At 71.2% G+C, this 24,775-nt stretch carries 14 protein-coding genes; 6 read left to right on the forward strand and 8 right to left on the reverse strand.

The window, feature by feature from the left end; all coding sequences use genetic code 11:
- Positions 1–76 precede the first annotated feature (76 nt).
- A complete protein-coding gene (locus tag QQM72_RS15980) occupies positions 77–2,026 on the reverse strand; it encodes an amylo-alpha-1,6-glucosidase (RefSeq protein ID WP_314221531.1) in 1,950 nt (649 codons plus the stop codon).
- Positions 2,023–3,849 (reverse strand): MGH1-like glycoside hydrolase domain-containing protein, encoded by a 1,827-nt coding sequence (locus QQM72_RS15985; protein WP_314221532.1) that lies wholly within the window; start codon positions 3,847–3,849, stop codon positions 2,023–2,025. Before QQM72_RS15985 ends, QQM72_RS15980 begins: the two co-directional genes overlap by 4 nt.
- 120 nt (positions 3,850–3,969) lie before the next feature.
- Between QQM72_RS15985 and QQM72_RS15990 the strand changes: the two genes are divergently transcribed.
- From QQM72_RS15990 to QQM72_RS16010, 5 genes are all read left to right on the forward strand, one after another.
- Positions 3,970–5,193: an ROK family protein gene (locus QQM72_RS15990; RefSeq protein WP_314221533.1), complete on the forward strand. Its 1,224-nt coding sequence runs from the start codon at positions 3,970–3,972 to the stop codon at positions 5,191–5,193.
- A gap of 490 nt (positions 5,194–5,683) precedes the next feature.
- Positions 5,684–8,431, forward strand: coding sequence for a pyruvate, phosphate dikinase (ppdK, locus tag QQM72_RS15995; RefSeq protein WP_314221534.1), 2,748 nt, complete (start codon positions 5,684–5,686; stop codon positions 8,429–8,431).
- Positions 8,432–9,057: 626 nt separating this feature from the next.
- Positions 9,058–9,486 (forward strand): hypothetical protein, encoded by a 429-nt coding sequence (locus QQM72_RS16000; RefSeq protein ID WP_314221535.1) that lies wholly within the window; start codon positions 9,058–9,060, stop codon positions 9,484–9,486.
- Positions 9,487–9,582: 96 nt separating this feature from the next.
- On the forward strand, positions 9,583–10,236 hold the full coding sequence (locus QQM72_RS16005) for an ABC transporter ATP-binding protein (protein ID WP_314221651.1): 654 nt from the start codon (positions 9,583–9,585) through the stop codon (positions 10,234–10,236).
- Positions 10,233–12,527 (forward strand): FtsX-like permease family protein, encoded by a 2,295-nt coding sequence (locus QQM72_RS16010; protein ID WP_314221536.1) that lies wholly within the window; start codon positions 10,233–10,235, stop codon positions 12,525–12,527. Before QQM72_RS16005 ends, QQM72_RS16010 begins: the two co-directional genes overlap by 4 nt.
- A gap of 241 nt (positions 12,528–12,768) precedes the next feature.
- Here the strand turns inward: QQM72_RS16010 and QQM72_RS16015 are convergent, their stop codons facing one another.
- Together QQM72_RS16015 and QQM72_RS16020 are read right to left on the reverse strand one after the other, a co-directional pair.
- Entirely contained in the window at positions 12,769–13,761 is a 993-nt protein-coding gene (locus QQM72_RS16015; protein WP_314221537.1) for an SMP-30/gluconolactonase/LRE family protein, read from the reverse strand.
- A gap of 267 nt (positions 13,762–14,028) precedes the next feature.
- Positions 14,029–15,186, reverse strand: a complete 1,158-nt coding sequence (locus tag QQM72_RS16020) for an alkaline phosphatase PhoX (RefSeq protein WP_314221538.1) — start codon at positions 15,184–15,186, stop codon at positions 14,029–14,031.
- A gap of 289 nt (positions 15,187–15,475) precedes the next feature.
- Here QQM72_RS16020 and QQM72_RS16025 point away from each other — a divergent pair, with 289 nt between their 5' ends.
- Entirely contained in the window at positions 15,476–16,417 is a 942-nt protein-coding gene (locus QQM72_RS16025) for an oxidoreductase (protein WP_314221539.1), read from the forward strand.
- Positions 16,418–17,068: 651 nt separating this feature from the next.
- On the opposite strand, the gene nirD is transcribed toward QQM72_RS16025, so the two are convergent.
- The 4 genes from nirD to QQM72_RS16045 all read right to left on the reverse strand — a co-directional run bounded on the left by nirD (position 17,069) and on the right by QQM72_RS16045 (position 24,723).
- Complete coding sequence (nirD, locus tag QQM72_RS16030; protein ID WP_314221540.1) at positions 17,069–17,419, reverse strand: nitrite reductase small subunit NirD; 351 nt, start codon at positions 17,417–17,419, stop codon at positions 17,069–17,071.
- Complete coding sequence (gene nirB / locus QQM72_RS16035) at positions 17,416–20,019, reverse strand: nitrite reductase large subunit NirB (protein WP_314221541.1); 2,604 nt, start codon at positions 20,017–20,019, stop codon at positions 17,416–17,418. Before nirB ends, nirD begins: the two co-directional genes overlap by 4 nt.
- Entirely contained in the window at positions 20,019–21,233 is a 1,215-nt protein-coding gene (locus QQM72_RS16040) for an NAD(P)/FAD-dependent oxidoreductase (RefSeq protein ID WP_314221542.1), read from the reverse strand. Before QQM72_RS16040 ends, nirB begins: the two co-directional genes overlap by 1 nt.
- A 466-nt stretch (positions 21,234–21,699) precedes the next feature.
- Positions 21,700–24,723, reverse strand: a complete 3,024-nt coding sequence (locus tag QQM72_RS16045; protein WP_314221543.1) for an eCIS core domain-containing protein — start codon at positions 24,721–24,723, stop codon at positions 21,700–21,702.
- Positions 24,724–24,775: the final 52 nt, after the last annotated feature.

The raw sequence follows: 24,775 nt of genomic DNA on the forward strand, positions 1-24,775 counted from the left end.
CTGCCTGGGGCTCGCGTTCAGCCGCCCTCGGCCAGCGCTCGGCAAACACCGCGCAAACGGTGCGCCAAGCAGCCGGTCACGCGCCCCCGACCGCCGTGAGCAGCGCCAACGGGGCCGCCGCCGAACGGGACTCCCGTACACACGCGTGCGGGTACGGTACCGGCTCCGCGTGGGTGTCACGGCCGTAGCCCGCGAGAACCTCGGGGAGGCGGTGCCCGGTCGCGGTCGCCGCGTCGACCAGCGCATGGGCGACCGAACGGGCCTCGTCGTGCAGGCCGTAGCGGGCGAGGCCCAGCGTGATCAGCGCGTTGTCGTGCGGCCAGACCGAACCGCGGTGGTAGGAGAGCGGGTGGTACGCCGGCTGCCCGGACGCCAGGGTGCGCACGCCCCAGCCGGAGAAGAAGTCCGGTTCGAGCAGCCGCCGTCCGACGACCTCCCCGTACTCCTTGTCCAGCAGGCCCGACCAGAGCAGGTGCCCGGCGTCCGAGGCGAGCGCGTCGACCTGGCGGCCCTCGCCGTCCAGGGCGATCGCAGGGAAGGAACGCTCCCGCATCCAGAAGTCCCGCTGGAACCGGTCCCGCAGGTCGGCGGCCGCCTGTTCCAGCAGGGCCGCGTACTTCTCGTCCTCCCACACCGTGCGCGCCACCCACGCCGTGCGGCGCAGCGCGTCGTACGCGTAGCCCTGGGCCCCCGCCGCCATCACCGCTCCGGTCGCGCGGGTGCCGTCCGCGGAGCAGATGGCGCCGGGGGAGTCCTTCCAGTTCTGGTTGGCCAGACCGCCCTCGTCGGCCCGGTACACCAGGTAGCCGCGGGAGGTGAGCCCGCCGTGGTCCAGCATCCAGCCGATCGCCGCGCGGGCGTGCGGCTCCAGCCTGCGGGCCAGCGTCACATCACGGGTCTGCTCGACATACGCGCCGAGGAGGACGAGGAACAGCGGGGTCGCGTCCACCGAGCCGTAGTAGCGGCCGTACGGGACCTGCTCGAAGTGGGCGAGCTCGCCGTGCCGCACCTCGTGCACGATCTTCCCGGGCTGGGACACGGTCCGCGGCCCGGTCTCGGTGGCCTGGGCCGCGGCGAGCGCGAGCAGCGTGGCGGCGGCCGGGCGGGGCCGGTAGGGGAGGGCGAACAGCGAGGTGAGCAGGGCGTCACGGCCCAGCAGGGTCAGGAACCAGGGGGCGCCCGCCGCCGGGACGCGCAGTTCCTCGCCGTCCGGCCCGGTCGCCTGGACCTGGAGCGAGGCCAGGTCCGCGAGACCGCGCGCACAGGCCGCGGCCAGCTCTGGCCAGCCGGTGGGGAAGGCCACGCCCTCGACGAACTCGCCTTCCTGCGCCAGGAGTTGTCCGGTCACCGAGGCCGGTGAGCGGGGCACGCGCAGCGCCCGCTTCTCGCCGTGCGGCCGGGCCATCACCCGCAGGGTCAGCTCGGCGGAGCCGTGCGGTTCGAGCTCCAGTTTCCACACCAGCCGGCGGGCGCCGGTGCCGGTCTCCTCGATGCCGTCCGGCACGGGCTCGGCCGTCACCGTCGTACAGGACTTCCACTCGCCGCGCCGGTAGGTGAACTCCACGCCGTCGTCGAGGATCTGGCGGCGGCGGACGACACCGGTCTTCGCGTACGTACGGTGGTCGGAGCGCAGTTCGAACTGGTCGGTGAAGTCGGCGTCGGCGGTGACCGCGAGGCGGACCGTGGTCGGCACCGGGCGGTTGCTGACCACCCGCAGCGACTCCACGAACGAGCTGTCGCCGACGGCCTGTTCACGGAACAGCGTGCAGGACGGCGGCTCGTTGCGGCCGCCGCGCGGGACGAGCACGCACCGCGTGGTGTCCCCGTCCGCGACCGGCGAGAGCACCTCCGGCACGGCCCCGTCGACCGTCAGCTGCCAGCGGCTGAGGTGTCGGGCGTCCCGGACGAACAACCCCTCGGGAGATCCCGCTGCCACCCCGGAGCCCCGTACGCCGCTGATGTCCCCGCGGTCGCCCACGGCGGCGAACGTCCCGCCGTACACGAGCAGATGATGTCGGTCCGTCATCCCCGGTCCCCTCCCTTGAGAGCCGTGATACCCGTGCCGGCCGGGATTCCCGGGCCGGCCATGACACCCGTGCCTGACGTGGTGTCGTCGTGCAGCAGGTCGAGCGTGAGCGCGGCGGTCCAGCTGAAGCCGGTCGCGCCGCAGGCCTCGCCGGTGTACGGGTCGACGTACTCCGCGAAGTCGGAGGTGTCCGCGATGTCCAGCACGGCCCGGCGCAGCGCGTCCGCGCCGGTCTGGTCGCCGTGCAGCCTGAGGCCCCGCTCGAGCAGCCAGCTCGTGTTGAACCAGGCCGGGCCGCGCCAGTAGCGGTGCGGGTCGAAGGCCTCGCCGAGCAGGTCGTAGCTGGGCGCGAGGCGGGTGGTGGCGCCCAGGCCGAAGTGCGGGCCGCGCAGGGTGCGTACGAGAGCGGCGGCCACCTCGCGCGGCAGGCCGGGCAGGAGAAGGGGGACGAGGCCGGAGACGCCCCGCTCCCGGACGAGGGCGCCGGGGAGCGGGCGCGGGCGAGGATCACGATCCGGCCCCGGGTCGGGATCCCCGCCGCGCAGATCACGGCAGAAGAACATGCCCTCCGCCGGGTCCCACAGCCGCTCGACGAGCGCCGCCGTGAGCCGCTCCGCGCGCGCGTGCCGGGCCGTGCCGGTCGCGCCCAGCTCGTACGCGATGCGCGCGAGGGCGTGCTCGGAGGCGATGAGCAGCGCGTTGAAGGCGGGATCCTCGACGGCGAACTCCGCGCCCCCGGCGCCGCCCCGGCCCCCCGCACCGGACGCCCCCTCGAGCCCGCCGTCCCGCTCCCGCCCGTCCCGCTCCCGCCCGTCCTGCTTCCCTGCGGCCTGCGGCCTGCCGTCCTCGTCCCTGCCGTTCCGCGGCCTGCCGTCCTCGTTCCCGAGGTTCGGCTCCCCGCCGCCCTCGTGCCCGCTTCCCTCGTGCCTGCCGCCGCCGTGTCCGCCGTCCCGTACCCGGCCGTCGAGGTGTCCGCCGTCCCGCACCCCGTCTTCGCCGTACGCGCTGTCGCGCACTCCGCCGTCGCGGTATCCGCCGTCCCGGTACTCCGTGGCCAGCCGCACGTACCGCCCGTAGTCCAGGTCCGTCGGGCGGTCCTCGGGCGCGCCGTGGTCGAGGTCGGCGCGCCGGAACGAGCGGGCCGGGGCCGGGGCGACCCGGGAGAGCGGCGCGTCCCAGCTCGGCGCGTTGTCCATGCCCTGCTCCCACGGATGGACGACGGACACCAGCCCGCCCCCGCCCAGGTCGCGCCGGTGCAGCAGATAGCGGTGCCAGGCGGCCAGCCGGGGGTACACCCGGGTGAGGAAACCGCGGGCGCGCGAGAGTCCCGGGTCGGCGCAGTGCACCAGCCAGGCCGCGAGCGCGTGCACCGGTGGCTGCACGATGCCGGAGGTCTGTACGGTGCGCGGGGCGCCCGCAGCGCGCCCCGCGGTCGAGGAGCGCCAGAAGTCCGGGCTCGGGAAGTACGCGTCGAGCGGCACGGAGGGGTTGAACACGATGTGCGGGATGCGCCCGTCGCCCCACTGGGCGTCCAGCAGCGTCTCCAGCTCCGTCTGCGCCCGGCGCGGCGAGACGTGCCGCAGGCCGATGGCGATGAAGGCCGAGTCCCAGGACCACTGGTGCGGGTACAGACCGGGTGAGGGAACCGTCGACGTACCCGTCCAGTTGCCCGCCAGCACGCTCGCCGCCCTGCGGCGCAGAGCCGCGAGGTGCGCAGTCCCGGGTGCCGGGGCCCCGAGCTGCGGCGGACCCGGCGGACCCGGCGGATCGTATGCAACGGCGTACTCCGCCGGGCGGGCGATGAGCTGGGCGGTGCGATCCACTCGGGGCTCCCCGAAGACGACAAGGCCGACCGGTTCGGCAGTGGCTACCATAGGGTTACGTCTATTTAACACGCAAAACTCAATATGTAATGCAGGCTTGAGAAACACAAGGGGGTGCGCATGACGGGACGAGGCCAGGCCAGCTCCGGAGATCTGCTCGAACTGGTGCGCAGGGGACGGGCGACGACACGTGGTGCCCTCCAGCAGGCCACCGGCCTCTCCCGCGCCACCGTCGGCCAGCGCCTGGACCGGCTCTTCCGCGCCGGCTGGCTGCGCGAGGGCGCCGGCGGCCCGGTCGACTCCCCGCTGGGCGGCCGTCCCTCGATCACCCTGGAGTTCGACGACGCCCACGCCGTAGTCCTGGCGGCGGACCTGGACACGAGGCACGCGCGGGCGGCCGTGCTGACGCTGACCGGGGAGATCCTGGCCGAGCACGGCGGCACGCTGGTCGTAGAGGACGGGCCGGACGCCGTGCTCGGCGAGCTGGGCGGCTGGTTCGCCGAGCTGCTGGAGAAGGCGGGCCACCGGCCGGACGAGGTGTGCGGCATCGGACTCGCCGTGCCGGGCCCGGTCGACAGCGAGACCGGCCGGGTCGTCCAGCCGCCGATCATGCCCGGCTGGGACGGCTACGACATAAGGGGCCGGCTGTCCCGAGCCTTCACCGAACGGACGGCGGGCGGGAACGCGGGCGGGTACGGGGGCGCGGTGGCGGTCCCCGTCCTCGTCGACAACGACGCGAACCTCATGGCGTACGGCGAACAGCGCACCGGATACGCCGACTGTTCGGCGTTCGTGCTGGTCAAGGTTTCGACAGGCATAGGCGCGGGGGTCGTGGTCGGCGGCTCGATCTTCCGCGGCGTCGACGGCGGGGCCGGCGACATCGGGCACATCCGGGTGGGCGCGGAGGCGCTGTGCCGCTGCGGTTCCTACGGCTGTCTCGCGGCGGTCGCCAGCGGTGGCGCCGTGGCGCGGAGGCTGGCGGAGTCGGGTGTCCCGGCGTCCTCGGGATCGGATGTGCGCGACCTGCTCGCGGCCGGCCACCCGGAGGCGGCCGCCCTGGCCCGTGAGGCCGGGCGCCGGGTCGGGGACGTACTGGCGACCGTCGTGACGCTGCTCAACCCCGGGGTTCTGATGATCGCCGGAGATCTGGCCGGAACCGCCTTCCTGACGGGCGTGCGCGAGTTGCTCTACCAGCGCGCGCTGCCCCGCTCCACGGCCCGCCTGGACGTGGTGACCTCGCGGCTGGGGGAGCGGGCCGGCCTGGTGGGAGCGGGTGCGCTGGTCGTGGAGCACCTGTACGCGCCGGAGCGGGTCGAGGAGCGGTTGCTGGCGCTCGGGGTGTGAGGGACGCTCGTGTGACGGGACTCCCGGCGACCCCCGGGAGCCGCGTGTGACGAGCGGGTTTCCATCCCTGGGCGGGTCTTCGGGCGCGTCCGCATCGTGAAATCGAGGCGTCCGCACAAGGCTGATTGCAGCGTGATTCTCGCCACCCCTGAGGGGGGTAGTGCTCAGATGAGCGAATCAAGAGCGACTGCACTTCTCCAAGGGGTGGCACTCAGTGCCACCCCTTGATCGTTCATCGATCGAAATCAATCGTGCCGCACAGTGCTCATCTGAGCGCAATATGGGGCATGTGAGGGGCGGTCGGGAGGCGCTTGCGTTCAAGAAGTGAAAACATCCGCGGCCGTGCGCTTGCCAAGCCTTGACTTTCGATCCGCTGGCGGACGGTTGGTTACGGGCACATGACGCGCGAGTGGACGTACCCAGGAGCCTTCGATCTGGGTATGTTCCTGGCCGTCAGGGCAGCCACCGCGTCCTCGAGGAGTCGAGACCCGTGTCGGAAAACAAAGATCTCCAGGTAGCCGAGCAGGCCGCGACCGTTGAGGGCGTGAAGTTCGTCTACGACTTCACCGAGGGCAACAAGGACCTCAAGGATCTCCTCGGCGGCAAGGGCGCGAACCTCGCCGAGATGACCAACCTGGGCCTTCCGGTCCCCCCGGGCTTCACCATCACCACCGACGCCTGCAAGGTCTACCTCGACAGCGGCGAGGAGCCGGCGGCACTGCGTGACGAGGTGAGTGCGCACCTCGACGCGCTGGAGCGGCGCATGGGCAAGAAGCTCGGCCAGGCCGACGACCCGCTGCTGGTCTCGGTCCGCTCCGGCGCCAAGTTCTCGATGCCCGGCATGATGGACACGGTCCTCAACATCGGCCTCTCCGACAAGTCGGTCCAGGGCCTCGCCAAGCAGGCCGGCGACGACCGCTTCGCCTGGGACTCCTACCGCCGCCTGATCCAGATGTTCGGCAAGACGGTCCTCGGCGTCGACGGCGAGCTCTTCGAGGACGCGCTGGAGGCCGCGAAAACCGCCAAGAAGGTCACGGTCGACACCGAGCTGGAGGCCGCCGACCTCAAGAAGCTGGTCACCAAGTTCAAGCGGATCGTCAAGACCGAGGCCGGCCGCGACTTCCCCCAGGACCCGCGCGAGCAGATGGACCTCGCCATCCACGCGGTCTTCGACTCCTGGAACACCGACCGCGCCAAGCTCTACCGCCGCCAGGAGCGCATCCCGGGCGACCTGGGCACGGCCGTCAACGTCTGCTCGATGGTCTTCGGCAACCTGGGCCCCGACTCGGGTACCGGCGTGGCGTTCACCCGCGACCCCGCCTCCGGCCACCAGGGCGTGTACGGCGACTACCTCCAGAACGCCCAGGGCGAGGACGTGGTGGCGGGCATCCGCAACACCGTCCCGCTCGCCGAGCTGGAGTCGATCGACAAGAAGTCGTACGACCAGCTGATGCAGATCATGGAGACGCTGGAGAACCACTACAAGGACCTCTGCGACATCGAGTTCACCATCGAGCGCGGTCAGCTGTGGATGCTCCAGACCCGCGTCGGCAAGCGCACGGCGGGCGCGGCCTTCCGCATCGCCACCCAGCTCGTCGACCAGGGCCTGATCGACGAGGCCGAGGCGCTCCAGCGGGTCACCGGCGCCCAGCTCGCCCAGCTGATGTTCCCGCGCTTCGACGACGAGGCGAAGGTCCAGCAGGTCGGCCGGGGCATCGCGGCGTCGCCGGGCGCGGCGGTCGGCAAGGCGGTCTTCGACTCGTACACGGCCGTCAAGTGGTCCCGCTCGGGCGAGAAGGTCATCCTGGTCCGCCGCGAGACCAACCCCGACGACCTGGACGGCATGATCGCGGCCGAGGGCATCCTGACCTCGCGCGGCGGCAAGACCTCCCACGCGGCCGTGGTGGCCCGCGGCATGGGCAAGACCTGCGTCTGCGGCGCCGAGGAGCTCGAGGTCGACACCAAACGCCGCCGGATGACGGTCCCCGGCGGTCACGTGGTGGAGGAAGGCGACCTGATCTCGATCGACGGGTCGTCGGGCAAGGTCTACCTGGGCGAGGTCCCGGTGGTCCCGTCCCCCGTCGTGGAGTACTTCGAGGGCCGGATGCACGCGGGCGCCAACGACGCCGACGAACTGGTCGAGGCGGTCCACCGCATCATGGCCTTCGCGGACAGGAAGCGCCGCCTGCGGGTCCGGGCCAACGCGGACAACGCCGAGGACGCGCTGCGCGCCCGCCGCTTCGGCGCCCAGGGCATCGGTCTGTGCCGTACGGAGCACATGTTCCTCGGCGACCGTCGTGAGCTCGTCGAGCGCCTGATCCTCGCGGACACGGAGGACGAGCGCGAGGAGTCGCTGAAGGCACTCCTGCCGCTCCAGAAGAAGGACTTCGTGGAGCTGTTCTCGGCGATGGACGGCCTCCCGGTCACGGTCCGGCTCCTGGACCCGCCCCTGCACGAGTTCCTGCCCGACATCACCGAGCTGTCGGTCCGCGTGGCCCTGGCGGAGTCCCGTCAGGAGCCCCACGAGAACGAACTCCGGCTCCTCCAGGCCGTCCACCGCCTGCACGAGCAGAACCCGATGCTGGGCCTGCGCGGCGTACGCCTCGGCCTGGTCATCCCCGGCCTGTTCACCATGCAGGTACGGGCGATCGCGGAGGCCGCCGCCGAGCGCAGGACGGCGAAGGGCGACCCGCGCGCGGAGATCATGATCCCGCTGGTCGGCACCGTCCAGGAGCTGGAGATCGTCCGTGAGGAGGCCGACCAGGTCATCGCGGAGGTGGAGGCGGCGACCGGCGTCCAGCTGAAGCTCTCGATCGGCACGATGATCGAGCTGCCGCGCGCCGCGCTGACCGCCGGCCAGATCGCCGAGGCGGCGCAGTTCTTCTCCTTCGGCACGAACGACCTGACCCAGACGGTGTGGGGCTTCAGCCGCGACGACGTCGAGGCCTCCTTCTTCACGGCCTACCTGGAGAAGGGCATCTTCGGCGTCAGCCCGTTCGAGACGATCGACCGGGACGGCGTGGGCTCCCTGGTGAAGCTGGCGGTGGAGGCCGGCCGCGCCACCCGCCCCGACCTCAAGCTCGGCGTCTGCGGCGAGCACGGCGGCGACCCGGAGTCCGTCCACTTCTTCCACGAGGTGGGACTCGACTACGTCTCCTGCTCGCCGTTCCGGATCCCGGTGGCGCGACTGGAAGCGGGCCGGGCGGCCTCGCAGTCGACGGGCAGCGACCACCGCTGACGCCCCGATAACCCCGGAGCCGCCGCCGGTCCCCGACCCTCACCGATCGGCGACGGCCCCGGCGCACCACGGAGGACGGCACCCTGTGCGGGGGTGCCGTCCTCTCGCGTTGTCCATCCGCACGGTCCGCATCCAGCCGCGCCGACCTCCTGCGCTGTCCGCCCGCGAGGTCCGCCTGGCGCTGTGCGCCCGCGCCGACTTTCTGCGCTGTGCGCCCGCGCGGTCCGCATGCTGGTCCCCCGCGGTCCAGTGGCCCGGCGTCGCCGTGGTGGACGCGGCCCCCCTGCTCCCGACGCCGACCGCATTCTCGTCGTCGACCGCGGCCACCTGGTGGAAACGGGCCGCTACGACGAACTGCTCACCCACGGCGGCACTTACGCCCACCTGCACGGCTCCCAGAGCGCGACCTTTATGGAACCCCATGGGGACGCTTACGCGTGGGTGAGGCGCTGAGCGGTAGGGCCGGCTGCCGGTGGCGCGATGGTGGCCTTTTGCGGCGACGTGGCTGGAAGTCGATCGCCTGATGTGGTGGTTGTGGGGCGATAGATCGTTTCTGTCAACTTACGTGGCGCTACAGTCCGTTACTCCTAGCGATGGTCGCGTCGCTGATGGTTACGGAGGCATGGATGAAGAGTGCAGTGCTCGGCCTGGCTGCGGTCGGTCTGATGTTCGGCGGGGCGGTGGCGGTGCCTGCTTCGCCGGTACAGGGGAAGATCGCGAAACTTGCACCGCTGGGCGCCGATTTCAGTGAAGGCAAGTACAAGTTCAACCGGCCCGGGATCAACCACGGGGCATTCGAATGGCGGGGTCGGCTCAAAGACACGATCACCACTGACCGGCATAACGTCTATGTCGAGGTCAAGGTTCACGGGCACGGCTGGGTGCGCTACTACGGAAAGCAGCGGAGTTCGGTTTGGTTGCATAAGTCCAACTGGGACGGTGCGCAGCGCTATACGGGAAAGGTTAAGTTCCGGGTTTGTCGCGACCGGGGCGCCCTCCGCCCGGATAATTGCGCTCCGGAGCAGAACTTTTTGTACGACTGGGACCATGCCTGATCGGTCTGACTTCCCGAGCCTAGGTGGATTTTCCTGGGCTCGGGCTTTTGATAGGGGAACGAGATCAATACGTCAGAAGTCCTTTCCGCCAAGGGGATTGATCTTCTCTATGGGGAAACGTCGGCTGTCAGGAACGCGCAGATTTCCCTGCGCCGGGGAGAAGTTGCGGCGATCACCGGTCAAAGCGGGTCGGGTAAGTCGTCGCTGCTGTATTGCTTGGCGGGTGTATTGCCAGTTGCCTGCGGTGAGATCCGTTTCGAAGGGAATTCCATCGGGGCTCTCAATGATGAAGAGCTAAGCATGCTTCGGCGTGAACGTTTCGGTTTCGTCTTCCAGTACGGTGAACTCTTGCCTGAGTTGACCGTGGAAGAAAACACCGCGTTGCCACTCCGGCTGGCTGGACGGCGTAAGGCAGACGCCCTTGCCGCGGCCGGTGAGGTTCTGGAGCGGCTCGGCCTTGGTGATCTACGAGGGCGACGTCCGTCGCAGGTATCCGGAGGGCAGAGTCAACGCGTCGCGGTAGCTCGTTCATTGGTGCACAAGCCAGCCGTTGTTTTCGCGGATGAGCCCACCGGCTCGCTTGACAGCAGCAATGCCACGGCCGTGCTGGAAGAGTTCCTTACCCTTGCGCGATCACAAGGAACGGCAGTGGTGCTCGTGACGCACGACGCGCAGGTGGCATCACGAGCCGATACCCGCTACACCATGTGTGACGGAATTCTCACGGCTCAAGTGCAGGAGACGTCGTGAAGGAACTCCTCTTGGGGCTGCGGCTGTTGCTGGGGAGCGGACGAGGTAACCGTGTGCGTTTCATGCTCATGGTCGTGGGCAGCGGGGTCGGTGTGTGCTGTCTGGCGGTCGTCCTTGCGATTCCGGGAATTCTGGCCGCGCAAGATGCTCGGAAGGCAGCTCGAGAGCCAGATTGCTCGAACGGGCGAGGTAGCTGTCTCTCAACCACAGGGGACGGACTGGCCCTCACCCGAATGGATCCCTACGGTTCAGAACCCCTGACCCGGATCTTCGTGGCTCAGACAGGCGCGCCCATTACCCCGCCGCCAGGTCTGCCTGAGCTTCCGGGCCCCGGTGAGGTGTTTGTTTCCCCTCGGCTGCACGAGCTGCTGGACAAAGATCCCGGCCTTGCTCAACTTCTGCCCGGGAACGAGGTCGGCCTCATCTCCGCTCAGGGGCTGGCCCAGCCTGACGAGCTTTACGCGTACGTCGGCGCCAAACCAGAAGAGCTCAAGGGGGGTGGCCACTTGTCGGAATTCGGTTGGAAACATGCGCGCTTCCCGACTGTGGAGCCCTCCACGCTCGACATTCTGCGCTTCACCTTGGCAGGTGTCGTACTGCTACCGCTGGCAGTGTTCCTTTCCGTGTGTGCCCGGCTGTCCGCCGCCTCCCGTATGAGGCGGCTGGCCGCGCTGCGCCTGCTAGGGCTGAGCGCAAAGGGCACACAGCGTGTCAACGCGGCTGAGACCGTCGCTGCGGCATTGCTGGGAGCCGTGCTCGGTCTGGGTGCCTACTGGGTCGTCAATCAACTGGTTGCGCGGGCGGGACTGCCCGGGTTCAAGTGGTACCCGGCCGATGGCGCGTTGCCCGGGACGGCGCTCCTCGTCTGTCTGGTGGGTTGTCCGGCGTTGGCCTGGTTCGTTGGTCGTGCCGGAGCGAAGAAGGCGGCGGCCAACCCGCTGGCCGTGCGGCGTAGTGCCGTGGAGAAGCCACCGCGTCTGTGGGGCCTGCTTCCGCTTGTTCCCGGACTGGGCATCGTCATCGGATACTGCCTGGCCGGCGCGACGGGGAATGTACCCACGGACACGTCGTTCTCCGCGATCCTGATGCCGCTCGCCGTCGTGCTGGTAGGTGCCGGCCTCGTGCTGTCGTTGCCGATCCTCTCGCGCGTGCTGGCCCGGACGGTTGCCCGAGTCACGAGTTCGCTGTCTCTGGGTCTCGCCATGCGCCGCAACGAAGTGGAACCGGGCGGTGCTCTCCGCGTGGCGACCGGCCTGGTGTTGCTCGTCTACGCGGCGTCACTCACGCAGGGCGTGCTCATCGAGCTGAATCAGGTCTCCAAGAACACCTCGCCGGTTCAGCTCTACACCATGGCGCTCGACGATGTTCCCGAGAACAAGGAGCGGGCTCTCACCAAGGTCCCGGGCGTCCGCAGCCACGCCATTCAGGCGCAGTCGTGGACGGATCCCAGCAGCGAGACGTGGGCGAGTATCAGTGCCGTGATCGCCACGTGCGGGCAACTGCGCAGGATGGCGTCCTTGGTCGAGAACTGCGTCGACGGACGTCCCGCCCGGCTGATGGTTCAGGGGCACACCTACGACGAGGTCAGCAAGCCGGGAAAGATGTTCCCCTTCCACCTGCGCAACTCCGAAGGCGAGCGCCGGGTCGTCAACGTGGAAGTGCCGCGTCAGACGATCAAGTATCACGACGACACGGCAGCACAGATGGCCAGCAGCGGCGCTGTTCTGCTCCCACCGTCCCTGTTCCCCGCCGGTTTCCGCCCCGAGGACCGAGCCACCCTCAAGCTCCTCAGCGGCGCCGCCCCCAAGACCGTGCGCTCCGTACTCGAAGGCATCGCGGGGGTCGACCCCACGATCGAGGTCGAGACGGATGGCGTGGACGCCGCCGCTCTCCAGCAGATCACCGTCATCAAGACCCTCCTCGCGGTAGGCATGATCCTGGGCCTGATCATCGGGGTGGCGGCGTACCTCGTCGCCGCCACCGATCGAGCCGTGGAACGCCGACCGCAGGTAACTGCCCTGGCATTGCTCGGGGCCAGGCCTCGGACGCTCCGGGCCGTTCAGGCCGCGCAGGTTGTGTTGCCCTTGGCCGTCGGGCTCGTGCTTGCGGTGGTGACAGGGAAGATGGCGGAGTCCAGCTACCTGGTGACCGGTGGTGGGGCCGTCTTCTGGGACGGGGCCGGACTGCCGCTGCTTCTCGCTTCCGCGCTCGGCGTTGTGGTCGTCGCCGCGCTCGGCGCGCTGCCGCTGATCGGCCGGCGTATCGATCCGGAGTTGATCCGGCGCGACTGATGGGCGGTCGGGGGATGTGAAATCGGGCGGCACCCTCTTGTGAGGGTGCCGCCCCTTGTTGTGGCCGTGGGGGTTCAAGGCGTCGGCAGGGTTTGGAGGAGCGGTTGTGGTCGCGGACGTCGATGGCAGCTGCGCGGTACCCGGCCGACTTTCTGTGCGCATCGCTCCGGAGGCCGGGGAGGGGCGGCACCCTCGCTCATCGAGTGCCGCCCCTCCCCGGCCCGGTGGGCCGGACGGGTCGTCAGATCGTCACCGCTACCGCCGTGAACGTCGTTTCCGGGAGCTGGGGGCTGGTGAAGCGTGCGTTGACCAGGTAGAGGCGGTCGCCGTAGCGGGCGGCCGTGGTGGGGACGTCGAAGCGGGGGTCAGTGATCGTGCGGGTGAGTGTGGCGGTGGTCGCCGTGCGGTCCAGGGACCAGACGCTGATCAGGTTCAGGCGGTTCTGGACCACGTACAGCGTGCGGCCGATGCGGTAGAGGCCGTCGCCGTTCACCACGTCCGGCGCGCCGACCAGCGTGATCCTCGTGGCGTGACCGGTCCTGAGGTTCACGTTGTACAGCTCGCCGGGTGTGCTCTTGACGACGATCAGACCCCGGCCGTCCGGTGTGCCGACGATCCCATTGGCGTTGTTCGCGTCGGGGAGCTGGACCCAGTCGCCGGTGAGCGGAAGGGCGCGGATCTCGCCGTCGGTCCGGCCGCGCGGGACGCCGTACAGCATGGCGTCCCGTGAGTCGGTGAACCAGGCCCGGTCGCCGAGCAGGGTCACGTCGTTGATGAAGTGGCCTGCGGACGGGCTGAGTTGGTGGGTCGCCAGCAGCTCGCCGGTGCGGGAGTCGAGTACTCGTGCCACTCCCGTGCTGCCCGCCACGTACAGCAGGCCGTCTCGGTCGAGCTTCAGGCCGACCGACACCTGGCCGGTGCCGCCCGCGTACAGGACCGTGCCCTCGCCGGTGCGCAGGTCGGTGCGGAGGATGCCGCCGTCGGCGCGGGAGCCCTGGTAGGCGTACGGCTTGCTGCCGATGGCGATGCCCTCGGGGAGCCAGCCGTCGGGGAGGGAGTACTCGGTCGGCCAACCTGCCTCTCCGGTAGGGGACTTGATGGCATCGGGAGTGGAGGGGGCGGCTGTTGCGGCGGGGGCCGCCGTGGCCGTCAGGGCGAGGGCGGCCAGGGCCGCGCCGCCGAGGACGGTGCGGCGGGACGGGGTGGGGGCGGCGGGCGTCGGAGCGGGGGTCATGGTTACGTGCCTCCGTGAGTGGGGTGCGGGCGGCGAACGGCGTAACTCTGCGAACGGTGTGACCCTGCCGACCGTGTGACTCCGCGTACGGCGTGACACGGCGAACCGCGGCCACGCCGGGTGCGGCTGTGGCCGGCGGGTGGGTGGTCTCACTCCGCTTGGACTTCGTTGGCGAGTAACGAGCCGCCGCCCGACCGTGTTCCTCCGTTCCGCTGTCGAGTTCCTGTCGATCCTGGTCCGCAGGTCGAAGCGCAGGCCCGGGCGTCCCTATGTCCGGAACGGCCCCTTCACCTCGTAGGTGATCCCGCCCGACGAACTGCCGCTCGTACCGCGCTGGCTGGAGAAGTACAGACGGGTGCCGTCCGGGGAGAAGGCCGGGCCCGTGATCTCGGAACCCGACTGGCCGTCGATGCGCAGGAAGGGCGCGACCACGTCGTCGGGGGTGATGAGGCAGATGTCCATGGTGCCGCCGTCCTCCGCCACGAACAGGTCGCCGGAGGCGGAGCCCGTGACGTTGTCCACCCCCGTGAGGGGAGCCGTGCCGGACGTCACCAGCGAGTCGTCGTAGGCGAGTTCGATCGTCTGGGCGGCCGCGTTGTACTGCCAGACCCGGTTGTCGCCCTTCGTCGTGAACCAGCAGGTGTCGTCGGCGTAGTAGCAGCCCTCGCCGCCGTTGAAGCGCTTGGCGCCAAAGACCTGGTTGCGGGTGGCGGTGGCGCCGGTCGGGTCGGGCACCGGGGACCAGGTCACGGGGCCGCTCGTGGCCGTGCCGGCCACCAGGACCTCCAACGTCCCCGAGGAGAGGTCCCCCCAGCTCGTCGGCCGGAAACGGTAGAAGCAGCCGTCGGTCACGTCCTCGGTCAGGTAGAGCACCTTGCGGACCGGGTCGGCGGCGGCCGCCTCGTGCTTGAAACGGCCCATCGCGTCCCGGCGTACCGCCGCCTTGACGCCCCAGGGGTCGGTCTCGTAGACGTACCCGCGGTCGACCTCCTCGCAGGACAGCCAGGTGTTCCACGGGGTTTTGCCGCCCGCGCAGTTCTGGCGGGTGGCGGAGAGGACGCGGTACGCGGCCGTGATCGTCCCCGTCGCCGAGAACCTCACCGCGCTCGCGCCGCCCGACGGGTTGATCTCCGAGTTGGAGACGTAGATCCAGCCCGTGCCGTCCGCGTAACAGGCGCCGCCGTCGGGGGCGTTGTGCCAGGCGTACGAGGTCCCGGACACCGTCTGGCCGGAGCGGGCGATGATCCGGCTGGTGAAGCCGCTCGGGAGCCGGATGCCGTTGGCGTCCGCCGCGCCGAGCGCCCCGTACGGGCCCGTGCCGGGCTGCGCCGGGGCGGCGTAGGCGGCGCCGCGCCAGAGGGTTCCGCCGAGTACGGCGGAGGAGCCGCCGATCGCGGCGGCACGCAGGAAGGTACGACGTTCCACGCTCACTCCCAGGGGTGGTGTGGTGAACCGGCCCGTACGACGGTCCCGGCGACGGGGTCGTTCAGGGTCGTGCGCTGCCGAACGCTAGAAGTGCAGGGTAACTATGTCGTGGACATGCCGTAACGGGGAGATGCGGGATGGATGACCGGGAGCGCCGTAGGCTGCCCGTGCACACTGCTGCCCGTGGGCACTGCCGGCTGTGGGCACCGCTGCCCGTGGGTGCTGCGGGCCGTGGGCACCGCCGCCCGTGGACGCTGCGGGCCGTGCACACCGCGGAGGGAGTACGGACATGTCCGGCTGGAGCGCGCACGACATCCCTGACCAGGGCGGTCGCACCGCCGTCGTCACCGGGGCCAACAGCGGGCTCGGGTACGTCACGGCGCGCGAGCTCGCCCGCAAGGGGGCGCGGGTGGTGCTCGCCTGCCGGAGCGAGACGCGGGGGCGGCAGGCCGTCCGGCGACTGCGCGAGGAAGTGCCTGGCGCGGAGGCGGAGTTGCGGCGTCTCGATCTCGGGGACCTCGCCTCCGTGCGGGAGTTCGCGGACGCCCTGCCCTACGACCGGCTCGACCTGCTCGTCAACAACGCGGGCGTGATGGCGATGCCGTACGGCACCACCGCCGACGGGTTCGAGACGCAGTTCGGGGTGAATCATCTCGGGCACTTCGCCCTCACCGGGCTGCTGCTGCCCGCTCTGCTCGCCGCGCCGGACCGACCGCCCGGGTCGACGCGGATCGTGACCGTCTCCAGCATGGTCCACCTGCTCGGCAACATCGACCCGCACGATCTCAACTCCAAGCGGAAATACCGGCGTTGGATCGCCTACGGACGCACGAAGACCGCCAACCTGCTCTTCACGCACGAACTGGCGCGCAGACTCGCGGCGGCCGGGACCGAGATCGTCGCGGCGGCCGCGCATCCGGGATACGCGGCGACCAACCTCCAGACGGCGGGGCCGCGGGCGGAGGGGCGCCGGGTCGCCGAGCGGCTCATGGCGCTCGGCAACCGGGTCTTCGCCCAGCCCGCCGAGGCCGGTGCGCTGCCCGCCCTGTACGCGGCGACCGCGCCCGGTGTCCGCCCGGACTCGTTCACCGGGCCGTCCCTCGCCATGTGGCGTGGGGCGCCCGCGCCGTCGCGGCGAGCACCCTGGACCCTCGACGACCGGGCGGGGGAGCGCCTGTGGGCCGCCTCCGAGCAGCTGACCGGGGTGTCCTACGAGGCGCTCAAGGGCTGAGCCCCGGCCGCTTCGCCGCTCACCTCACTGACCGGCCGCACCCGGGGCGTACTCGTCCGCGTGTCCCTCCGAGTGCTCCCGCCGGTAACCCTCCGCATACCCCGGGGCGTGCTCCTCCGTGTACTCCTCCGCGTACTGGGGCAGTCGCAGGAGGCCCTGCGCCGCGCCCTGCGCCGCGCCCTGCGCCGCGCCCTGCGCCGCGCCCTGCGCCGCGCCCTTCGAGGCGGCCTTCGGGGCGGCCTTCGGGGTGTCGCCCCGCCCGGTCGTCGGTGTCGGTGTCGGTGTAGGCGAGGGCGGGCGCGTGGGCGGCGGGGGGACAGGGGCCGTGGCGGTGGCGTCGGCCGGGGCGGCCGACCGGTCAGCCCGGCCGCCTCCCCGAACGTGCGGCCCCTTCCGTCACTGTCCCCGGAGCTCCGGTCCGCGCCCGTTCCCCGGTCCGCGCCCGTTCCCCGGTCCGGGCCCGTGTCCCGGTCCGCGCCCGCTCCCAGGCCGTGTCCGTGTCCCGGTCGGCGCCCGGGTGCCACTCCGTGCCCGAGGCGATGCCCGCGCCCGTTCCCCGGCCCCGGGCGTGCCTGGCATGTGCGCCGCTCATGCCAGGCACGCCCGGAGCAGGGCCACGACACCGGGCCGGCGACAGGCGGCGGACGAGCGTCAGGCGGTGCGCACCTGGTAGGTGGCGATGCGCACCGTGTCGTCGTCCAGGCACTTCCCGCTCAGCAGGTCGAAACGCTGCTTGAGCAGCGGGGAGGCGACGAACGTGCGGCCGTCGAGGGTACCGGTCAGGCCGCGGGAGAGGACGGCCGCGCCGCCGAACGGATCGCGGTTGTCGACGGCGTACAGCTCACCCGCCCGGTCCAGGAACAGGGCGACCTGACGGCCGTCGGGCAGCAGGGCGGCCACGCCGCGGCCGGGGATCAGCCGGCTGAGGTCACAGACCGTGAACCACTGCTCCTCCAGACGCAGTTGGACCTTGATGTCGGTCGTCTCGAGTGCCAGGGTCATCGCTGGGCGCTCCCTTCCAGGGGACGGTGGCCGATGGTCAGCAACGGCAGGTCGGGCTTGATCTGGTCGCGCTCGGGCACGAAGCCGACGACCGGGTCGGGGGTGTCGGGCGCGTTGACGAAGGACACGAACCGGGCGAGCTTCTCCGGGTCGTTGATGGTGGTCGCCCATTCGTCGGCGTAGTGCGCGACGTGGTCGGTCATCAGGGACTCCAGCTCCTCGCAGATGCCGAGCGAGTCCTCCACCACCACGTCCCGTACGTGGTCCAGGCCGCCGGGGATCCGGTCCAGCCAGGTCGAGGTGCGCTCCAGGCGGTCGGCGGTGCGGATGTAGAACATCAGGAACCGGTCGATGAGGCGCACCAGTTCGGTGTCGGTGAGATCCTGGGCGAGCAGGTCGGCGTGGCGCGGGGTGGCGCCGCCGTTGCCGCCGACGTAGAGGTTCCAGCCGTTGGAGGTGGCGATGATGCCGAAGTCCTTCGACTGGGCCTCGGCGCACTCGCGGGCGCAGCCCGACACCGCCGACTTGAGCTTGTGCGGGGAGCGCAGCCCCCGGTAGCGCAGCTCCAGGTCGATCGCCATGCGGACGGAGTCCTGGACGCCGTAGCGGCACCAGGTCTGGCCGACGCAGGACTTCACCGTGCGCAGCGACTTGCCGTAGGCGTGACCCGACTCGAAGCCGGCGTCCACCAGCCGGGTCCAGATCAGCGGGAGTTGTTCGACGCGGGCGCCGAACATGTCGATCCGCTGGCCGCCGGTGATCTTCGTGTAGAGGCCGAAGTCGCGGGCGATCTCACCGATCACGATCAGGCCCTCGGGGGTGATCTCACCGCCGGGGATGCGCGGGACGACCGAGTAGGAGCCGTTCTTCTGGAGGTTGGCGAGGAAGTGGTCGTTGCTGTCCTGGAGGGCCGCCTGCTCGCCGTCCAGGACATAGCCGCTCGCGCCGATCGTCGGGGCGAGGGAGGCGATGATCGAGCCGACGGTCGGCTTGCAGACCTCGCAGCCGTCGCCGCCCCGGGCGTTGTCCCGGCCGTAGCGGTCGAGGAGGTCCTGGTAGGTGTTGATGCGCAGGGCGAGGACGATCTCGTACAGCTCCTCGCGGGTCTGCGAGAAGCAGCCGCACAGGCCCTTGTCGACCTCGACGCCGCTCGCCTCCAGCTCGGCGGTGACCAGCTGGCCGAGCACCTTGACGCAACTGCCGCAGCCGGTACCGGCCTTGGTGCACTTCTTCACCTCGGGCACGGTGGTGCAGGAGTGCTCCGTCACCGCGCTGCGGATCGTGCCCTTCGACACGTTGTGGCAGGAGCAGACGATCGCCTCGTCCGGCAGCGCGGACGGGCCGAGCTGGACGGACTCCCCGGCGCCGGCCGGCAGGACCAACGACTCGGGGGCGACGGGCGGTACGGACCCGGTGAAGGCGCGCAGGGTGCCGTACGCCTCCGCGTCGCCGACCAGGATGCCGCCGAGCAGCGTGCCGTCGCGGCCGATGACCAGCTTCTTGTACAGCCCCGAGCGCGAGTCGGAGTAGACGACGTCGAGGCAGTCCTCGGTGGTGCCGTGCGCGTCACCGAAGGACGCCACGTCCACACCGAGCAGCTTCAGCTTGGTGGAGAGGTCGGCGCCGGTGAAGGTCAGCTGCTCGGACTCGTCGGCGGCGATGGTCGCGGCGACCGTGATGGCCTGCTCGTAGCCGGGGGCCACCAGGCCGTACACCCGGCCGTCGGCGGCCAGCGCGCACTCGCCGATCGCGAACACGTGCGGGTCGTTCACCGTGCGGCACTGCTCGTCGACGGCTATGCCGCCGCGCTCGCCGACCGTCAGGCCGCACTCGCGGGCCAGCTGGTCGCGGGGGCGGACGCCGGCGCTGAACACCACCAGGTCGGTGGCGAGTTCGGAGCCGTCGGAAAGCTTCATGCCGGTGACGGCGCCGGACTCGTCGACGACGATCTCCTGGGTGCCGACGCCCGTGTGGACGGACAGCCCCATGTCCTCGATGGTGCGCAGCAGCGCGGCGCCACCGCCCTCGTCGACCTGGACCGGCATCAGACGGGGCGCGAACTCCACGATGTGGGAGGTGAGCCCGAGGCCCTTCAGCGCGCCGGCCGCCTCCAGGCCCAGCAGCCCACCGCCGACCACGGCACCCGTCGTCCTCGTGCCGGCGTACTCCTCGATCGCGAGGAGGTCCTCGATCGTGCGGTAGACGAAGCAGCCCTCGGCGTCCTTGTTCGGGACGGGCGGCACGAAGGGGTAGGAGCCGGTGGCCAGGACGAGGATGTCGTAGTCGACCGTCAGCCCCGAGCGGGCCGTCACCTTGCGGGCCTCGCGGTCGATCGTCTCCGCGGGGTCGCCGACGTACAGCTCGATGCCGTGGTCGGCGATGAACCGCATGTCGGTCATCGACAGGTCCTCGGGCGTCTTGCCCGAGAAGTACGAGGTGAGCTGCACGCGGTCGTACGCGGGACGCGGCTCCTCGCAGAGCACGACCACGCGGTGCGTGGCGGTCAGGCCGCGCTCGGCGAGCGCCTCGAGGAAGCGCTGGCCGACCATGCCGTGGCCGACGAGCACGATCGTGGGGGTGCCCCCGGGGGTGGCGGTCATCAGGAGCCTCCATCGTTGGTGAGCAGGTGGAGCAGGGGGCCGCCGTCGGAGGGGAGCGGCTCTGCTCCCTCCCAGGCGCGCGCCAGCGCGCCGACGGTGCCGAGTTCGCCGACGAGGACCCCGCCGACCAGGCGGTCGTCGCGGACGACGACCTTGCGGTAGGTGCCCCGGGTGGCGTCGGCGAGCTGTACGACGTCGTCGCCGGGGCGCGGCTCCGTCTCGCCGAACGCGGCGAGGTCGAAGGCGCTGTTCCCGGCGAGGGTGAGCCGGGTGAGGGCGCGGGTGCCGGCGTACCGGGAGCCCGGGTCTCCGGCGAGCGACTCGGCGAGGACGTCCGCCTGTTCCAGCGCGGGCGCGGCCAGTCCGTACACGTTCCCGTCGTGCTGTGCGCAGTCGCCGATCGCCCGGATGTGCGGGTCGGACGTGCGCAGTTCGTCGTCGACCAGGATTCCCTTGTGGACGGCGAGCCCCGCCGCCTTGGCGAGTCCGGCGCGCGGGGAGACCCCGCAGGCCAGCACCACCAGGTCGGCGCCGAGGGCGTATCCGTCGGACATCTCCACCGAGCGGACGGCGCCGCCGACGCAGCGCACGTCGCGGACCCGGCACTCGGTGTGGACCTCGACGCCGAGGTCCCTCAGGTGCCGGAGCACCAGCTTGGACGCGTTCGGGTCGAGCTGGCGTTCCATGAGCCGCTCGGCCTGCTGGGCGAGGACGACCTGGGCGCCGCGTACCGCGAGCGCACGGGCCGCGGAGACCCCGAGGAGCCCGCCGCCGATGACGACCGCCCGCACGCCCGGCCGTACCGCCTTCGACAGGCCGAGGCAGTCGTCCATGGTGCGGAAGGCGTGGACGCCCTCCGGCAGGACGTGGTCGGGGGTGAACAGACCGCGCAGGGGCGGCAGCACCGGGTTGGAGCCGGTGGCCAGGACCAGGGTGTCGTATGCGATCTCCGAGCCGTCCGCGCAGGCCACCGTCCGCCGGTCGCGGTCGATGCCGGTGACCCGGCCCCGGACCAGTCCGGCGGGCGCGGGCAGCGCGATCACCTCGGGGGCGTACCGGCCGGCCAGCACCTCGGCGAGCAGGACCCGGTTGTAGGGCCGGTGCTCCTCCTCGCCGATCAGCAGCGCGGGCGTGCCCAGCTCGCCGAGCCGGCGGGCGAGTCGTACGCCCGCGAGGCCGGCGCCGATCACCACCACACGCGAATTCGAGGTCATGTCCAGGAGCGTGCGTTGTCGACGTTACCCGACCGCATCACCGTTGTTTCCCGCGAGGAACGCTGCCCTCAGCGGGGCCGGGGCGGGGGTGTGAGGGTTACGCCCCGCACACCCCCGCCCCGGGTGCGGGCCGCCGCCCGGCCCCGCACCGGCTCCGACGCGCCGCCGCCCGGGTACGGCCGCGCGCGCCTCCGCCCGGCTACCGGCCCGCGCACCTCCGCCCGTGTAGGGCCCGTCCGGTCCCGGTCCGGCGGACCACCGCCTGGGTACGGCCGCGGGGCACCTCCGCCCGGGTGCGGGCCCGCGGACCTCCGCCCGCGTACGGGCCGCACACCCCCGCCCCGGCACAGGCCGCCCCGGTCAGCTCGGGCACGCTCCCCGGAACGGCACGGACCCGCTCCCGCTCCGGCTCCGGCACGGGCGGTCCGGCCGCCGCCTGGGGACGGGGGCCGCGGGGGGTGGGCCGTCAGGCCTCTGTCGCGTAGACGTGCTCGTACCAGTCGCTGCCGCCGTTCGCCGGGTCGTGGCCCGGGTCCTGCACCCACTCGCTCCTGTCCACCTTGAAACTCGCGCCAGGCATGAGCAGGACCTCCGCCTCGGTGCCCTGGTACTGGTGGAACGGGTCGATGTCACGGCCGTACTTCCCGGTGAGCGTCAGCTCCAGCAGGATCCGGTGCGTCTTCGTGCCGGAGACCCGCTGGCCGCGCATGAAGCCCAGTCCCACGGACTTCTCCCGGCTGGTGCTGTCGAAGGAGGTCGTGAAGACGGAGCCGGGCCGGTAGTTCAGCGCGGCTTGCTTGCCGAGCTGGTAGAACGATTCGTCCCCGCCGAGGTTCCAGTCGCCGCGGTACACCTTGCCGGTGACGGGAGGCAGCCGGTTGAGCGCCTCCATCGTCATGTCGGCATGCGCCTTGAGCTCTTCGAACAGGACGGGCGCGAGTACGTCGATCCGCGCGTCGATGACGGCCATCGCGGCCTTCTTCGCCACCGGGTCCGCGCCCCGGGCGTTCGCGAGCTGCGGCTGGATCACCGGGTCCTCGTCGAGCGTGGGCACCCACTCCTGGTTGGGGCCGTCGTTCTGGGCGGCCCAACGGAGCTGACTCTTGATCTGCTGGAGCGAGACGGCCTCGGCGCCGGCCGAGGCCACGCCGCCGGTGCCGTACGGCGCGTAGCCCTCGGGCAGCAGCCGGCTGCGCACCACCGAGTTGATCATCTGGTGGGCCCCGCCGGTGTACGCCATCAGCGCGGTCGCGTGGGCGGGCTTGAACTTCTCGGCGACGGCCTCGGTGGAGGCACCCCCGTTGTCCGCCTTCCACTTGGCGATGCGCGGGCTGGGTGCGGTGTCGCCGCTCACGAAGGCGTTGTACTTGGCCGGCACCGTGCCGGCCGCGTTCTGGCCGGGCTCCATGAAGCCGCTCGCCTGCGGGTCGGTGTCCCGCGGCTTGTTGGCCTCGGCGAAGTACATCGCCTCGTGCGGGAAGTGGCCGCCGACGCAGACGTTCTGCCGCAGCTCCTCCTCCGTGAAGGGCGCGATGTTCTGGTACATCAGCGCCGCGCCCTTGCCCGCCCGCGCCGCGGACTCGCCCGGCCCCTTCACCCCGGCCGCCCAGGAGCCGCGCAGGATCTCGTAGAGCGAGTGGTCCCAGGACGGCAGCATCCAGCCCATCACGGCCATCCGGTAGTCGAAGACGTCCACCCCGGACACCTTGATCCACTGGAAGGTCTTGAGCATCCGGGTCGTGGTGCCCGACATGCCCGCGACGACCGGGACGCCGCGCGCGGCGTTCTCCTTCGGCCAGGACTCGTTCTGCTGGATCTCCCAGTAGGCGGTGCCCTCGTTCCAGGGCAGCTTGTCGTCCGGGCCGGGCTTGCCCACGAAGGCCAGCTCGCGCGTGCTGAGCGGGGCACCCCGGTCCGCGTAGTCGCGGGGGGTCTTGCGGTTGGCCTCCTTGTCGGCCTCGCTCCGTTCCTTCCGGGGCCCCTGGCTGTTGATCATCTCGCGGGTGTCGCCGGCGAAGGTCTCCGGATCCGACTGCCACAGGAGGTTGCCCAGCGCGTACGGGTCCTTCTCGTAGTTGTAGCCCTTGCCCGCGAGGTTCGCCGCGGCCCACAGCGGCGGGCGGGTCCAGCCGTTGAGGAACGCCGAGTGCTTCTTCAGCTCCTCCTGGTTCATACCGAGGGTGGACGCGAGCTGCGGCTTGGGCCCGATGATCCCGTTGAGGATGTCCTTGAGGGAGAGTTCCGCCCCCTTGTTGTAGTAGGCGGCGTTGTAGACGGCCGTGATCAGCTCGCGGACGTTGCCGTCGCGGGCGAAGAACTCGTTGATCTGGGTGGTGGTCAAGCCCTCGCCCACCTGTCCGGCGCTCGTCTTGTCGTCCTTGAAGAACGACCTGTTGGCGAGAGCCACGTCCTTGCGCTCCGTGCGGGCGTAGGCGATGAGCAGCTGCTTGAGCCGGGAGACGGTCTTACGAGCCGCGGCGAGCGCCCTCGGATGTCCGAAGGAGTACGCGCCCAGCCGCTTCTCGAACTCCTCCGCCGCCGCCTGCCAGCCCGCCTTCGCGTAGTACTGGGCGTGGTCGAAGGGCGCCTCGCCTTCGCCGAAGCGCTGTACGGCGATGTTCCCGTCGGCGCGGGCGGGAGCGGTCGCCGTCCGCTGCACGGGCGCCTCCCCGGTGGGGGCACCCGCCGTCCGCTGCACGGAAGCGGCCTCGGTGGGCGCGGGACCGGCCAGCACGCGGCGGGCGTTCTCCTCCGCCGCGCGTTCGAAGCGGTCGGAAGGGTCCGAGACGCTGAGCCCCGAGCCGTTGTCGGTACCCGCGACCGGCCCCTGGCGCTGCTGGATGACGTGCGTCAGCTCATGGGCCAGGGTGTGCCGGTCCGCACCGCCGGCGCCGATGACGACATGGCTGCCCGAGGTGTAGGCGCGGGCCCCCACCTCGGCCGCCGAGCGCTGGGCGGTCGGCCCGGTGTGCAGCCGTACGTCGGAGAAGTCCGCGCCCAGCCGCGCCTCCATCTCCGTGCGGACCGCCCCGTCCAGCGGCTGCCCGGCGGCACGCAGCACGTCCGGCACGGACGATCGCTGCACGGGCGCGGAGTCCGCGGAGCCGTGGTGGCCGCAGGAGGGCCCGTGCGCGTGGCGCTGTACGGGGGTGGAGTCGTCGTGGCCGCAGGAAGGTCCGTGCGCGTGGCGCTGGGCCTGCCGCTGCTGTTCCAGCGCCTGGACGACGGCGGCGTTGCCTGCCGCGCGCTGCAGTGCCAGCAGCTGCCCGGCGGACGGCGCGCCACCGGACCCGCCCGGTCCGCCGAGCCCGACCGGTCCGCCGAGCCCGATGGGACCGCCGAGCCCGACCGGACCGGACAGCCCGACCGGGCTTATGGGGCCCATGGGTCCGCAGGACATGGACGTACCGACGGTGTCCGTCGAACGCACGGCAGTGGGCGCGGTCCGGGTGGGACGGGCGGCGGTGTCCTGCTGGTCCTGTGAACGCATGCTCCAATCATCGGCCATCTCCCCGCGAGAGGTGGGGAGTTAACCAATCCGC

The sequence above is a fragment of the Streptomyces zaehneri genome (assembly GCF_032248645.1).
In the GTDB taxonomy this organism is placed as follows: domain Bacteria; phylum Actinomycetota; class Actinomycetes; order Streptomycetales; family Streptomycetaceae; genus Streptomyces; species Streptomyces coriariae.

Coding starts and splice junctions, on each gene's coding strand:
- QQM72_RS15990 (WP_314221533.1), top strand. CDS start 3,970: ATGACGGGACGAGGCCAGGCCAGCTCCGGAGATCTGCTCGAACTGGTG.
- QQM72_RS15980 (WP_314221531.1), bottom strand. CDS start 2,026: ATGACGGACCGACATCATCTGCTCGTGTACGGCGGGACGTTCGCCGCC.
- QQM72_RS16015 (WP_314221537.1), bottom strand. CDS start 13,761: ATGACCCCCGCTCCGACGCCCGCCGCCCCCACCCCGTCCCGCCGCACC.
- QQM72_RS16000 (WP_314221535.1), top strand. CDS start 9,058: ATGAAGAGTGCAGTGCTCGGCCTGGCTGCGGTCGGTCTGATGTTCGGC.
- QQM72_RS16045 (WP_314221543.1), bottom strand. CDS start 24,723: ATGCGTTCACAGGACCAGCAGGACACCGCCGCCCGTCCCACCCGGACC.
- nirD (WP_314221540.1), bottom strand. CDS start 17,419: ATGACCCTGGCACTCGAGACGACCGACATCAAGGTCCAACTGCGTCTG.
- QQM72_RS16040 (WP_314221542.1), bottom strand. CDS start 21,233: ATGACCTCGAATTCGCGTGTGGTGGTGATCGGCGCCGGCCTCGCGGGC.
- nirB (WP_314221541.1), bottom strand. CDS start 20,019: ATGACCGCCACCCCCGGGGGCACCCCCACGATCGTGCTCGTCGGCCAC.
- QQM72_RS16025 (WP_314221539.1), top strand. CDS start 15,476: ATGTCCGGCTGGAGCGCGCACGACATCCCTGACCAGGGCGGTCGCACC.